The sequence below is a fragment of the Bariatricus sp. SGI.154 genome (assembly GCF_050313795.1).
GTDB lineage: Bacteria > Bacillota > Clostridia > Lachnospirales > Lachnospiraceae > CAMBRQ01.
This window is the reverse complement of sequence record NZ_JBNPMC010000059.1, coordinates 1-14,322: the sequence shown is the minus strand read 5'-3', so window position 1 is coordinate 14,322 and position 14,322 is coordinate 1. Positions and strand designations below refer to the sequence as shown.

Annotated in this window: 13 protein-coding genes; 4 read left to right on the top strand and 9 right to left on the bottom strand. The window is 43.2% G+C overall.

Going from position 1 to position 14,322, the window contains the following annotated elements; genetic code table 11:
* Window positions 1–134: 134 nt before the first annotated feature.
* The 6 genes from ACQRBN_RS16835 to ACQRBN_RS16810 all read right to left on the bottom strand — a co-directional run bounded on the left by ACQRBN_RS16835 (window position 135) and on the right by ACQRBN_RS16810 (window position 3,884).
* Complete coding sequence (locus tag ACQRBN_RS16835; RefSeq protein WP_427740240.1) at window positions 135–665, bottom strand: DUF4982 domain-containing protein; 531 nt, start codon at window positions 663–665, stop codon at window positions 135–137.
* Complete coding sequence (locus ACQRBN_RS16830; protein WP_427740239.1) at window positions 662–796, bottom strand: hypothetical protein; 135 nt, start codon at window positions 794–796, stop codon at window positions 662–664. The genes ACQRBN_RS16835 and ACQRBN_RS16830 overlap by 4 nt, the downstream gene beginning before the upstream one ends.
* A 69-nt stretch (window positions 797–865) precedes the next feature.
* Window positions 866–1,324 (bottom strand): MFS transporter, encoded by a 459-nt coding sequence (locus ACQRBN_RS16825; protein WP_427740238.1) that lies wholly within the window; start codon window positions 1,322–1,324, stop codon window positions 866–868.
* 11 nt (window positions 1,325–1,335) lie between these two features.
* Window positions 1,336–2,952: a chaperonin GroEL gene (gene groL / locus ACQRBN_RS16820; RefSeq protein ID WP_427740237.1), complete on the bottom strand. Its 1,617-nt coding sequence runs from the start codon at window positions 2,950–2,952 to the stop codon at window positions 1,336–1,338.
* A gap of 22 nt (window positions 2,953–2,974) precedes the next feature.
* Window positions 2,975–3,259, bottom strand: coding sequence for a co-chaperone GroES (locus ACQRBN_RS16815; RefSeq protein ID WP_427740236.1), 285 nt, complete (start codon window positions 3,257–3,259; stop codon window positions 2,975–2,977).
* Between the two features lie 187 nt (window positions 3,260–3,446).
* Entirely contained in the window at window positions 3,447–3,884 is a 438-nt protein-coding gene (locus ACQRBN_RS16810; RefSeq protein ID WP_427740235.1) for an Hsp20/alpha crystallin family protein, read from the bottom strand.
* A 665-nt stretch (window positions 3,885–4,549) separates the two neighbouring features.
* Here ACQRBN_RS16810 and ACQRBN_RS16805 point away from each other — a divergent pair.
* The 3 genes from ACQRBN_RS16805 to ACQRBN_RS16795 are packed head-to-tail and all read left to right on the top strand — an operon-like array spanning window position 4,550 to window position 7,383.
* Window positions 4,550–5,344 (top strand): MerR family transcriptional regulator, encoded by a 795-nt coding sequence (locus tag ACQRBN_RS16805; RefSeq protein WP_427740232.1) that lies wholly within the window; start codon window positions 4,550–4,552, stop codon window positions 5,342–5,344.
* A gap of 15 nt (window positions 5,345–5,359) precedes the next feature.
* Window positions 5,360–6,073, top strand: coding sequence for a LytR/AlgR family response regulator transcription factor (locus ACQRBN_RS16800; RefSeq protein WP_427740230.1), 714 nt, complete (start codon window positions 5,360–5,362; stop codon window positions 6,071–6,073).
* Entirely contained in the window at window positions 6,073–7,383 is a 1,311-nt protein-coding gene (locus ACQRBN_RS16795) for an ATP-binding protein (RefSeq protein ID WP_427740229.1), read from the top strand. Before ACQRBN_RS16800 ends, ACQRBN_RS16795 begins: the two co-directional genes overlap by 1 nt.
* Window positions 7,384–7,449: 66 nt before the next feature.
* On the opposite strand, the gene ACQRBN_RS16790 is transcribed toward ACQRBN_RS16795, so the two are convergent.
* From ACQRBN_RS16790 to ACQRBN_RS16780, 3 genes are read right to left on the bottom strand one after another with little or no spacing between them, the layout of a single operon-like run.
* Window positions 7,450–9,879 carry a glycoside hydrolase family 3 C-terminal domain-containing protein gene (locus ACQRBN_RS16790; protein ID WP_427740228.1) on the bottom strand — a complete coding sequence of 810 codons (2,430 nt, stop codon included), beginning with the start codon at window positions 9,877–9,879 and terminating at the stop codon, window positions 7,450–7,452.
* A gap of 9 nt (window positions 9,880–9,888) precedes the next feature.
* On the bottom strand, window positions 9,889–10,488 hold the full coding sequence (locus tag ACQRBN_RS16785) for a hypothetical protein (protein WP_427740227.1): 600 nt from the start codon (window positions 10,486–10,488) through the stop codon (window positions 9,889–9,891).
* A gap of 15 nt (window positions 10,489–10,503) precedes the next feature.
* Entirely contained in the window at window positions 10,504–13,458 is a 2,955-nt protein-coding gene (locus ACQRBN_RS16780) for a glycoside hydrolase family 3 N-terminal domain-containing protein (RefSeq protein ID WP_427740226.1), read from the bottom strand.
* A 365-nt stretch (window positions 13,459–13,823) separates the two neighbouring features.
* Here ACQRBN_RS16780 and ACQRBN_RS16775 point away from each other — a divergent pair, with 365 nt between their 5' ends.
* Entirely contained in the window at window positions 13,824–13,997 is a 174-nt protein-coding gene (locus ACQRBN_RS16775; RefSeq protein WP_427740224.1) for a hypothetical protein, read from the top strand.
* Window positions 13,998–14,322: the final 325 nt, after the last annotated feature.

The following is a 14,322-nucleotide window of genomic DNA, read 5'->3' as shown; positions in this document are numbered from 1 at the left end:
AGTTTAAGAAGCAAGACAAAATTCAATTCTTTGTTCCAGACATAAATAAAACTCTTATTTGTCCATCTGCATAATTTCACAAATAAGCGTTTTATTTTTAAATATTTTCACCAATAAATCCACACTATACTCAACTACATCTCCCGTTCTGTATGAAATGTAATCTTATTCAGTGCCTCATTCATTTCCAACATTTCTTCTTTTGTCATTGGTTCAAGACTAGCCGTTCCCATCATTCCTATCATACGCAGTACTGTAAAACCGCCCAGCATCCTGAGCATATTATCATTGAATACCGGTCCGGTTCCACCTTCACTTTCTTCCGGCTGCGGTCTGCGGCTTAAGATGTTTCCGATCAGATTCAGGAATTTTTCTTTTCCTTCTTCCGTACTAACAATATCTTCTACCTTATCGTTCAAAGAGAAATATCCTTCTGGCTCTGTAATGTCAAACCAGTTCAGAACAGCCCCTTCTTCTTTCAGGCGATACGCTTCATTGAACTTCTCCACCTTACGGATATAACTTCCGTCTCTGCATTTGCCCGCAACAGCAACTAATATTGTTTCACCTTTATTAGGTACCTGGAAATAAAAGAAATGATCTTTACTTTCTTGTTTTTCCAGACTTTTTCCATTTACAAACAGTTCAACTTCCGGCAGCCTCAAACTCCTTCAGTATAATCTCCTGCTTTCGGATCAGATATGTGCCAGTTAAGCGCTTCACATCCATATTCACTCACACCAACCGGAAGATTCGGGAATTCCTTATGGAAATTATCAAACCACGGACCATTCATCTCAATGCTGCCGCCATACCACCCAAATATGTATGTACCTCCTGATTTTCACTCTACATTCCCTTAAAATCATATATTCCGTGATAATTTCTCATAATACCGGTCTACGTAAACAGCATAGATAATCCCTCCAATCACGTAAGCCACCGCTGTCACTGCGAATCCCATCGACAGACCGATACTCTCCTGGAACATTCCCATTACAAATGAACCGATTCCGATTCCAATATCATAAGACAACAGATAAGTTGCATTGGCAGTTCCACGCTGCGGTGCCGGAGTCGTCCCCGTCACAAATGCCTGGAACAATGGCTGCAATATTCCATATCCAAGCCCCAGAAGGAACCCTGCACTCAGAAGATGTATTGCTTTCTCCATGAAAGCGTAACTTACCATTGTCAGAAGAAGTACGATAAGGCTTATTACCACCAATCCTCTATGTTTTCCTTCATCCACCAGTTTCTGCGTTTCAATCACTTCTCCTTCTACATAAAAAGGAGGGGCAGCCCTTGAACCGTCCCCCTTCATATCACAACATTCTAGTACATATCCGGGTTTTCCGCTGCTGCGGCGGATGCTGCTTCTTTGATATCTGCAATCGCGGCTTCCGTCGTAAGAAGTGTAGATGCTACACTGACCGCATTACTCAGCGCGCTTCTCGTAACCTTTACAGGATCGATCACACCAATCTCAACCATGTCCGCATATGTTTCGGCAGCCACATCGAATCCTATGCCAGCCTCAGATTCTTTCACCTTGTTCACAATAACAGAACCTTCCAGGCCGGCATTCTCTACAATTGCACGAAGCGGTGCTTCCAAAGCCTTCTCTACGATCTGTGCACCTGTCTTCTCATCTCCATCCAAAGCAGTAATCACTTCTGCCAGATCCTTCTGCGCATGTATATATGCACATCCGCCGCCGGCAATCACTCCCTCTTCCACGGCTGCTCTTGTTGCATTCAGTGCATCTTCAAGACGATATTTTGCTTCTTTCATCTCAGTCTCTGTAGCAGCGCCAATCTTGATGACTGCCACGCCGCCGCTAAGTTTCGCCACACGTTCTACTAATTTTTCTTTATCAAGATCAGAAGTCGTCTCTGCTGCCCGTCTGCGGATACTTTCTATACGCTTTGTAATCTCTTCGCCTTTCCCCTGACCACCGATGATAACCGTATCATCTTTGGTCACTCTTACGGCTTCTGCACTTCCCAGCATATCCATAGTCACATCTTTCAACTGCATTCCCAGATCATCTAATACTGCCCGGCCGCCTGTCAGAACAGCGATATCTTCCAGCATGGCTTTCCGGTTGTCTCCATACCCCGGTGCTTTGACTGCAACAACATCCAGCGTTCCTCTTAACTTATTTACAATCAGTGTTGTAAGCGCTTCTCCTTCCACATCGTCAGCAATAATAAGCAGACGACTTCCTGCCTGCATAATCTGCTCCAATAATGGAAGAATCTCCTTAATATTAGATATCTTTTTATCCGTGATCAGGATATATGGCTTCTCCATATTCGCTGTCATCTTCTCTTTATCATTGCACATATATCCGGAGAGATAGCCTTTGTCGAACTGCATTCCTTCTACCACTTCAATCTCCGTATTCATAGTCTTGGATTCCTCAATAGTGATCACGCCATTCTCTCCGACCTTCTCCATAGCATCTGCGATCATCTGACCCACTTCATCGTTTCCTGAAGAGACGGCGGCTACTCTTGCGATATGATCTTTGCCGGTTACCGGACGACTCATTCCGATCATGGATTCCTGTACGGCATCTGCCGCTTTTTTCATTCCTCTTCTGATGACCATCGGATTCGCCCCGGCGGCAATATTCTTCATTCCTTCGCTGACCATTGCCTGTGTAAGAACCGTCGCTGTTGTCGTCCCATCTCCGGCAACATCGTTGGTCTTTGTGGCAGCTTCTTTTACAAGCTGTGCTCCCATATTCTCATAGCGGTCTTCCAACTCAATCTCCTTGGCAATTGTCACACCATCATTCGTAATCAGCGGAGCGCCATATGACTTATCCAAGACTACATTCCTGCCTTTTGGTCCCAGTGTGATCTTAACCGTATTCGCAAGTTTATTCACACCTGTCTCCATCTTTTTTCTCACATCTACATCGTAACTAATAGCCTTTGCCATAACTTTCATCCTTCTTTCTTATCTATTCTACTTTTGCTATAATGTCATCTTCAGACACGATTATGAATTCTTCCTCATCAATCTTAAGTTCTGTACCTGCATACTTGGAACAGATCACTCTATCTCCTTCTTTCACAGATGCCGGAACGGTCTTTCCATCGACATATTTCCCAGACCCTACCGCTATTACAACTGCTTCCTGTGGTTTTTCCTTCGCACTGTCAGGAAGGATAATCCCTGATCTTGTTGTCTCTTCCGCTTCTTTATGCTGCAATACTACTCTGTCTCCTAATGGTCTGATCTTCATCTTCTTCCACCTTGCCTTTTTAAAATCTTCTATCTGTAAACCAATTATCTTTTTCAATTAAATAAGGGGGCCTTGTACTTCTGGTCTTAACCGTCTGTACAATAGCCCCTGGTTTTCGGAGGACGCAGGAGTGTATCTTACACTCCTGCAGCAGGCATCCCGTAATCCGAATGCCTTAAGTAAAATATCAGCCTTCAATAGCGATGTAATTATTCTGTTCCACTCTGCGCGCTTCCTCTTTCGGCAAGCTTAATTTTAAGATTCCGTCCTCGAACTTCGCATGGACATCTTCTTCTTTTACTTTATCTCCTACGTAGAAACTTCTGCTTACGGAACCTGAGTAACGCTCTCTTCTGATATATTTTCCATCAGAATCTTTCTGATCATTGTTCACATTCTGTACTGCCTGGATACCCAGATATCCATCTTTCAATTGTACTTTGACATCTTCCTTCTTAAATCCTGGCAGATCAATATCAATCTCATATCCCTGGTCTGTCTCTTTCACATCTGTTCTCATCACATTCTGAGTGTTACTCCCGTGCATAACTCTGCTTGTTCTCGGGAATGAAAAATCCATCAAATCATCAAATAAATTCTCTCCAAAAATACTATGCATCAACATAAAACATTTCTCCTTTCATCTGTTATATTTGTACTATAACACATGTAATTAGCACTGTCAAGAGTCGAGTGCTAATTTTTTAATACTTTTTTCCAATAGATAAGTATCAATTCTTAATATCAAAAAACTGCACTATCTGAACAGTATCAAAAGACCATAGATTCCTTCCTAACCGCCAGATAGCGCAGCAAATTATAATTGTTTTTTAAGATTTCTGATCTCACGCTGTATCCTTCTGCATATACCTTGGTTATCCTTTCCTCTGGCAATAACAGTATTCAGCCTTACTTCAAGTAATTTGATTTTTGCGCTTGGATCCATACTTACACCACCTTTATGTACTATTTTATTTAGTCTTTTTTATCACAAATCAATCTTAAACCTTATTATTATAACAGAGTCAAGTGTTATTGAATTTTTTCTATACTAAGATAATCTTGTTATACTGCGCATATTGAAAGAGAATATCTCCGATACCACATCCAAAAAGATCTACCGGCTTGCACCTGCATATATCTCATTCCACATCTCTTGCTCACGGGTTTTTATATTCATATTAATTCACCAACATTTCCTTCACATAGATTTACATTTATCTTAAACCTTGTTATAATAATAAGGTCAAGCATGGCATAAAATACCTTATTTCAGGAGGTTCTTGACATATGAGCCAATACCTTAAGATTAATGAATTCGCCAAATTAAGAAATATCAATGTTAATTCCCTACGTTATTATGAAAAACTGGGAATCTTAACCCCGGCCAAGACAGACCCAAGAACCGGATATCGCTATTATCTTCCCGAACAGTTAGGGCTTCTGGATACGATTATTCTGTGTATCCATCTTGGAATTCCATTAAAAGAACTGGACACCTACACGGACAGCCAGGGCAACATGAACGAACGGAAGATTCTTGAGGATGGAAAGAGACTTCTGGAACAAAAGATTGCAGATATGCAGATTGGTCTTGAACTTACAAAGTTCAACTTAAGCACCATGGAAGTCAATAAGCACTATCACGACCAGACAGGAATCTATGAGCGCAGGATACCAGAGCGCTATCTGATCGTTGAACCATTCTGTGGAAACTGGAATGACATCATGCAAAAAGAAAAGACGGCCATACAATTATTCCATCATGCACAGGAACATGCACTGTCCCCGGTATTCCCTGCCGGAATCTTAATCCACTACGGAAAAGATAGTATTTCATACGCTTTTTACTTTCAGGTTCTTCACCCGGATAAGGATAACCGACAGATCATCCGTCTTCCAGAGTGCACTTATACCTGCATACAAGTCAAACTGACACCGGAAACAGATATTTTGGAAGTGCTGGATAAGCATTTTACTCTGGCAGAAGAAACAGATCTTCTGATTTCCAATATGATACTGGACAAACTTCACTTTGACAGCAGACATTCTGAGATACAGGTGCCTGTTCTGTCCCCACATTAAGAAAGGAGACGTACCATGATTCGAATCGCAATCGTAGAGGACGAAAAGTCTTATGTACAGACTCTGGAAAAGTATCTGAAAAAATATGAAGAAGATTATTCTGTCTCTTTCCAGATTCAAGCGTTTTATGATGGTCTTGATATTCTTACAGACTATACTGCCCAGTATGATATCATTCTTATGGACATCCAGTTAAAGCATCTGGACGGAATGAAGACTGCGGAAACGATCCGTCAACTGGACGAAGACGTGGCATTTATCTTCATAACTTCTACTGTAGAATTCGCTGTCCAGGGATATCTTGTCAATGCACTGGGCTATGTTGTAAAGCCCGTTACCTATCTCGCATTTTCACAGATACTTAAAAAGGCAATTGCTTACGTGCTCGCCAAACAGACGAAGAATTATCTTAATATTGAAGTAGACGGCGGATTCTTAAGACTGGATACCTCTAATATCTATTATATTGAAAGTCAACGACACTATATTATGGTGCACAGCGGAAAAGGAGACTTTCTTACAGCCGGACCCATGAAAAAAACAGAGACGGAACTTTCTTCTAAAGGATTCTGTAAATGTCACAACGCTTACTTAATTAATTTGCATCACGTGACCGGGATTATAAAGAATAACGTCCTTCTCTCCAACGGTCAAGAACTTCCCATAAGCCGAGCAAAGAAGAGTGTCTTCATGGATGCCCTGACCAACTATATCGGAGGTACTCAGTAATGGAAACTACAATCATCATGGATATCCCTCGTTTTTATACGGCACTGGCAGAATGGGGTGCCTGTCTGCTCTCCGTTCTCATACTACCGCCCAGAATCACTGGATGGAAACGCAGAGCCACCATCCTGGGCGCTCTCATCGTATTCATCCTATATCATGGATTTGCCGGCACATTGCCGCTCTTCTTATGGATTCCCGGCATGACCTGTGCAATTCTTCTGATGTATGGATTCCTTCTGCTAACCTGTAATGTCAACTGGAAAGATGTGGGATTCTGCTGCGCACATGCCTTTGTTCTTGCCGAATTCACCGCATCAATTCACTGGCAGGTCTATGTGTGGTGTGTCTCGTATTTTCATACGGAGAATAAGGCCATCTCCGTTGTCACTATGCTGCTCACCTATATATTGATTGATGTGATATATTACCTGATGGCACGAAAGTCCATTCCCGATGATGAACCAATGGAAATCAGTACTCGCGAACTCATAAGCTGCATTCTGATTGCTCTCAGTGCTTTTGCAATCAGCAACCTTAGTTTTATCTCGCCAAACACACCTTTTTCCGGCATATCAGGTTCTATTCTCTATATACGGACATTGGTTGATTTTGGCGGACTTGTGGTTCTCTTCTCGCTCCAGGCTCTCCGGTCAGAATTGCGGATGCAGAATGAAAACCGTGCCATGAACCTCGTGCTCCAGCATCAGTACGAACAATACCGACTCTCCATTGACAATACCGAACTCCTGCGCAAGGAATTCCATGATCTGAAGCATTATATGATTGCAATCCGTGCGGAAGAAAATCCCCAGAAAAAGGAGCAGTATCTTATGGAAATGGAGGAAGCCATTCGGACTCAGGAAGCATTTGCCAATACAAATAACAGCGTTCTGGATGTGGTGCTGACAACCAAGAGTATCTACTGTGCCCAGAACAATATCCGCTTTACCTGCATGGCAGACGGACAACTGATCTCATTTATGCATGTTAAAGATATCTGCTCCATCTTCGGGAATGCACTAGACAATGCCATTGAATGCGTATCCCAGTTCGAAGAATCCGATAAAAGGCTGATTACACTTTCCATGTATCAGAAGAACCAACTGCTGATGATCCAGTGTGAGAACTACACCGAAACCTCTCTGACTCTTCAGCCGGGGAAACTGCCCTCCACCACCAAAAAGGATGCTTTCTGCCACGGATACGGACTCAAGAGTATCCGCCAGGTTGCTGAAAAATATGGTGGGTCTATGACAATCCAGGCGAAGGATCACTGGTTTACATTAAAAGTGCTTATTCCAATAAAATAACAGATACTCCGGCATCAGACAGATGAACTTTTGTCTTTTGCCGGAGCATCTGTTTCCAGTCAGTTTCTAGCACGATTTCAGTCGCTTCTCGTATTCCTGATTCGCTTTTCGGTTGGAGAAGAAGCCCCCGATAATCTTCTTTATTCCTCTCAGGAAATGTCCATTCACCACTTCTACCATCCCATCCACCATACGCATACTCACTGCCCCTTCTGTCATCTTGGCAATTCCCCTGAATGGCATATTATAGATAAATAAGATATTCAGATCCGGCTTGCCCTTCTCTTCACTCTTTTTCTTCATAATAGCAAGACGTTTATAAATGAACCTTGCCAATCCACTTTTCGCATAATACATCTGGCAGACCGCATCATTCGGTCCCAGGTCTCCTGACCATTTCCCGTAAGGAATCGAATGACCAAGCAGAGTCTCGAATTCCTGATTCTCCACCTGCTGTACCAAGCCAGAGTAGTAAGATGGCATCTGCTCTTTCTCGTACGGATATTCGTCAGTTGTTCCTTCTACTTCTATGCTTCCCTGAAGCCGGATATCTGCCACACTGGCGCCAATCATAATCTGATAACTACCGCCTTCAACTTCCCACTGGTTAGTCTTCACATTCCAGTAACGGAAGGTCTTGTCATCGAATACAATCCTTACCTCACGACTCTCGCCTGTTTTTAAAAATACTTTGGCGAATCCTTTCAGTTCTTTGACCGGGCGGAAGACCTTGCCATCTTTCATTCCTACATATAACTGGACAACTTCTGCTCCATCATATATTCCTGTATTCGTCAAGGTACACGTCACACCCTGATTATCCACCTTAAGATCCGCGTATTCAAACTCTGTATAAGACAAACCATATCCAAACGGATACTGCACCCGCACCTGACTGGTATCATAATACCGGTACCCAACATAGATACCTTCCCGATATTCTGCATTACGTTCCATGCTTGGGAAATTACGAAATGCCGGTGTATCTTCGTAACGGATTGGATAAGTCTCATTAAGTCTTCCGGAAGGATTCACTTTTCCCGTCAGAATATCTAATATGGCACCTGCTCCTGCCTGTCCATTCAGATATCCATGAAGGATTGCTTTACAGCAGTACTGCCATGGCATCTCTACGGAAGCCCCGGCACTCAGAATGCCTACGATATTATCATTGACCTGAGCGATAGCCTCAAGAAGATCAATCTGATTCTGCGGAATCCGCATATGGTTCCTGTCCATTCCCTCTGATTCACTCAATTCATCCAGCCCAAAGAAATACAGGATAACATCCGCTGCTGCCGCCACATCCAATGCCCCCTTCTTCAAAGCCGCATCCTCTTCGCCGGTTCTTGAATATCCTCTTGCTTCTCCTACAATCTGAAGATCATAATCACCCATCTCTTTCATTTTCACGATTGTCTCGAGACTGGTTGGATTCACCATAGAAGACCCTGCTCCCTGATATCTTGGATCGAATGCAAAATCACCGATAACAGCCACCTTGCACTTTGATTTTAATGGCAGAATACATTCGTTATTCTTAAGAAGTACTGTGCTTTCCTGCGCTGCTTTTCTTGCAAGGTGATGATGGCCAAGTTCATCAAAATGCTTCGATCTTCCTTCTGCCATTTGACTTAACACCAATATCGCATCTACCAGATCATCCACACAAGTGTCCAGTTCCTCCATTGACAGTGTCCCATCTTCTATCGCCTTAAGAATCTCTCTCGCAGAATCCAATCCCGGAGCCGGCATCTCGATGTTGGACCGGCATGCAACTCCTTTTACGTGGTCATTAGATGCTCCCCAGTCTGTCACTACGATTCCGTCAAATCCCCACTCATCACGCAGGATTTCCTTCAAAAGATGCTCGTTTTCATTGGCATAGACTCCGTTTACCTCATTATAACTGGTCATAATCGCCTTCGCATTGCCTTCTTTTACTGCAATCTCGAATCCTGTCAGATAGATTTCCCGAAGCGTCCGTTCATCCAGCACAGAATTCATCGCCATACGTCGCAGTTCCTGACTGTTCACTGCAAAATGCTTTGGGCAGGCATACACACCCTTACTCTGGATTCCCCTTACATAAGAAGCCGCCATTTTCCCTGCCAGGTATGGATCCTCTGAAAAGTACTCAAAGTTCCTTCCACAGAGTGGACTTCTCTTAATATTCAGCCCTGGTCCTAAGAGTACATTGACTCCAAGTGCTCCGGCTTCTTCTCCCAATGCCTGTCCGATTTCTTCTCCTAATCCCTCATCCCAACTATTGGCAATGGCTGCCGCAGTCGGAAAACAAGTGGCCGGTACGGAGGCATTTAACCCCAGATGATCTCCTTCGCCCTCCTGCTTACGCAGACCGTGCGGTCCATCTGAGAAGAAGATGGATGGAAGGGAGAGTCGTTTGACCTCCCTCGTCTCCCATTCGGATGCCCCGCTTAGAATCGCCGCCTTCTCTTCTAACGTCATTTTATTAATGATATCTGCATGTTTCATCTCGCTCACCTATTTTTCTTTAAATATCACTTTCATGATTGGGAAAAATACCCAGAAAGATATAATACAGTTAATCAGCATCGTAACAATATCCGCAATCGTCATTCCTACACCTTTGCCCATCACATCCATAAACCATGCATAGATTGGAGCCTTGTAAAGTCCCTGGAGCGCTGCCGCACCTACAGAGATGATGACCCATGCAATAAAGTACCAGAATGCTGCTTTTCCTATGCTGCTGCTGGACTTAAATGTCACATTCCTCTGCAAGAAGAAATTAATAATCTGCGCTGCCAGAAGCGTGATCTCCACAGCCAGGAAATATGCCAGTCCGCCGCCACCGCCGGAAGACATAGAACCTGCCGCATAATCGAACACATAGTAAACACTGCCATCCAGGTTATGTCCTACCGGAAGAATCTGGAAATTCATTTCAACAAGACTGGTGAATCCAAATATATATTTAATCAGAGGCATCATGATCATCTGTAAGATTGTCACGCCATTACTGATGATAAAAAATACAATAAACTGTGCAACAGCCGGATGCTTTTCCTGAAACCGGGTCCAGGCATTCGCTGTATTCTTAATCTCTGCCTTACTTGCCATCTTTTTATCCTCCATCTATTTCTTCGTTTTTGCAGGTCTTAACAGTCTGCGAATCCACAGCGTGAATCCGATCACTGCCAGAATATCAATGACTGCCAGAAGCGGAATCCACCACTTAAAGTTGTCTACGATTGCCGGCTTCTCAATCGGTGTGGCTGCCATCTCATTATAAGATGCATTCTCATATGCTGCATTCAGCCACATATATAATACATTCTTTGACGCTCTTCTAAGCGCCTGCTTGAAACTGTTAGACTCTGTCTCATACTGGAATGTTCCGTCATTAAGCCATCCGTCCATCCAGAGGTCGCCGCCGGCACGCAGTGCCTGATCCATGTTCATATAGATATGGTGGTCACTGTAATCTGTCAGGAAAGTTCCATGATATCCCCATTCCTCACGTGCAAGATCCATCAGTGCTTCGCTTCCGCCTGCCCATACTGCGCCAACTCTGTTATAAGCTGTCATCATACCAGTCGCTCCGCCATCCTGAATGATCATCTTGAATGGCTTCAGGTAGATTTCTCTTAATGCCTGTTCTGTCAGCCATGTGTATAGCCCGTCTCTGAGTGTCTCCTGGTCATATACCGCATAGTGCTTCACATATACGTAGATTCCGGCATCCAGTGATCCTTCCACTGTCTTAGAGCCCATCACACCGGTAAGGTAACTATCCTCTGAATAATATTCGTAATTTCTTCCGCCGAATACAGAACGATGCAGGTTAAGTCCTGGTGCATACCATCCCGAGTATCCGTAATCTCCTGCCTCTGTTGCAAGCGCCACACCGAAGTCATAAGCCAACTGCTTATTCCATGTCTGAGCAAGTACTGTTGCATTCGGAAAACCAACTCCTGCTACCGGTTGGTTAAAACTTCCGATCTGTGCAGGTCCGTCTACTTCTTTGGTAAGTTTCTTGCCTACAGACTCTACCTTATCCGTCTTTACATAGCCATGCAGTACAAGATTCGTCATCTCATCTACAGTTAACTGATCCAACACATCTTCCCACTGCTCATCATCATAATCCGCACCAAGTTTCAATCCCAATTCTGTCACTTTATCATCTTCATAAAGTATTAATTCATTCTTTGCGCCTGTCACAATCTCTTCATCCTCAGGATCTGCCCAGGCATCTGCCATCTCCTTTGTGTAGAGATTAAGTTCTTTGATGTTATCTGTCATCTCTCTTGCAGCCTTTACCTCTGCCGGGAAAGTACCTGCAAAGTCTGCACGTGTCAGGTATGTAATATCTGCACCAGAATCACTTCCGTCTAAAGATACTCCATCTGCCGCATCCTCACCGGTAAACTGATTCTCTACCGTGCTTCCTGTTACACTGTCTTCCGCATACCGGATATCTTCTGTTACCTGATATTCCGTTACTGCATCCTTCATATCAGCCACTTCGTGTGCATTAGACATTACTTTTATTTCATATGTACCGTTCTCCAACTCATATCCACTGAATCCATTCCCATTAGCATCATAACAGTCATAGGACGCCATATCTTCTGCATCAAAACTAAGTACCAGTTCTTCACTCTCGCCCGGCTCTAACATCTTAGTCTTCTCAAATGCCGCCAGATTAGAAGAAGATTTTTCAATTCCCCCTTTGGTATACGGAGGCGTATAGTATAATTCTACAACATCTTTTCCTGCCGTCTCTCCAACGTTCGTTACCCGTACGGTCACACTGATCCTAGAGTCTTTCTCAAGTGCCTCTCCTGCCTTTGGTACAGTATCTACAATCTCCCACTCAAAATCTGTATAAGATAATCCATATCCAAATGGATACTGTACGACTCCTTCATATCCATTTCCATATTCGTTGGATACATTCTCCCAATATCCTTCGGTGTCTGCTGTCTCATACCATTTGTACCCTACATAGATTCCTTCGGTATAATCCAGGTAAGCCACACCGTCATACAACGGACCGGTTCCTACATTTCCATTGGTCGTCTCGCCGTCTGCCGGATATAATCCGTCACCGTTCGTATACAACACAACTCCTGTCTCCCCGGAATTGGCATAGGTTGAAGAAGTCGTAAGATTATAGGCATAAGTATCTGTTGTCTTACCGGAAGGATTGATTTCACCTTTTAACACCTTAGGGACCGCAGTTGCAGCCTTGCTTCCTGTACCACCCACCAGCATACATGCATCAATTCCTGCTATGCGGTCAACACCTGCAAGTGACATTGCATTCGGTGAATTAACTACAACAATTACTTTATCAAAGTTCTCTCCTGCATATGTCAGAAGTTCTTCTTCCTCTGTACTCAGATCCAGATAGGTACGAGATTCATCTTCTATAATCTCTCCATCCTTCTCTGTCATCTTGTACTGTACTTTCGGACAGTCGCTGCTCTCTCCTGCGAATCTTCCGATAACTACCAGCGCTGTATCTGAATATTCCTTTGCATTCTCAAGTAATTCTTCAGAATAGTATGCTGTATTAGAAACAGAAGGCTCATACAATCTACAGGATTCGGATGCCCAACTATTCAAAGTGCCAACAGTATTAGAGGCATACGGTCTCTCATCCTGGAATTCCTGATACATCTTCGTTAATTCTGTATTGTAACTGATTCCCTGTTCTTTCAATGCTGCCAACAGGTCTGTCTCCAGTTCTGCCACACGTCCGGACCCAGATCCGCCCTGTACCCACTGGGTAGAAGACCATCCGAATACATTGACTTTATCCGTGTCTTCAGCCAGAGGAAGCACGTCATCCTCATTCTTAAGGAGAATGATTCCTTCTCCCTCTATCTGTTCTGCAACTTCTTCGCTGTGTGCGATTGCTTTTTCTGTGTTCTCTTCACTCTGTTCTACTCTTGTTCCAATTACCCATTGGTTAATCATATCTGCTTTTGCGATTGCCACGACGTTCACTACAAGCAGCGCAATGATTAGAATTGCAATGATCGGAAAGCAGATGATTCGTGATATTCTCTTGGATTTCATCGTTGTTTCTCCCTCGCCTTATTGTATTTTAAGCGGCCCGCTTTCTATGGTTCACACTTTATCATACTTTGAAATCGAGTGGGAGTTTTTTGCACGACTTGCAGTCTGAAATGCACAACTGGTAATCTGGGAATATGAAAGGAATGTGAATTGAATGTAGAAAAGTAGATTGTTGAAAAGTGTACGGCAAAACAGAAGACGATGGCTGGATCTAAGATAACGTTTCGGAAAATTTGACCTCAAAGTCAATATTGACTTAAAACAAGTCAAATATCTCTCTAGTTTAGGCTGCTTGAACGCGGTATTATAATACACGTAAACGGGATAACAAATCATTTAATAAATATGAAAAGGAGCGTTTAATTATGGCAACAGCAGTATTAAGAACCAACGTATATCGCAATGCAAACAAAAAGGAATTCCTTTGGAATAAGTTCATGAATCTATCCAAAGTAGAAAGAGCAAGTATCATCTGCGGATTACTCTCCATGAACGGTTCAGCCAACGTGTACCCACTTTACAAAGCATTGACAGAGTAATACGGGTACAAGCGATGGATGAAAATAATGGTCAAAGGATAAAAGAGTTCAAAAATCAGACATGTATCCTGCCTAAAAAGGAGCAATTCTATGAGCATAGCCTATTACGAATTAATCAAGGAAATCGGCAGTTCCGGTATCATTCTCTTCTATCACATCTCTCCAAAAAGCACATGCAACAATAATATTTCTCAGTGCCACCGTTTATTAATCAGACTGTAGGGTATACTAAGAACCTATTGGTGGGTATGCTGCTGCTTATTTCTTCCCGGGTGAAAAGTTGACAGATCTGGTATTCCAGGATCTTAAGATCAACGGGAAGAAG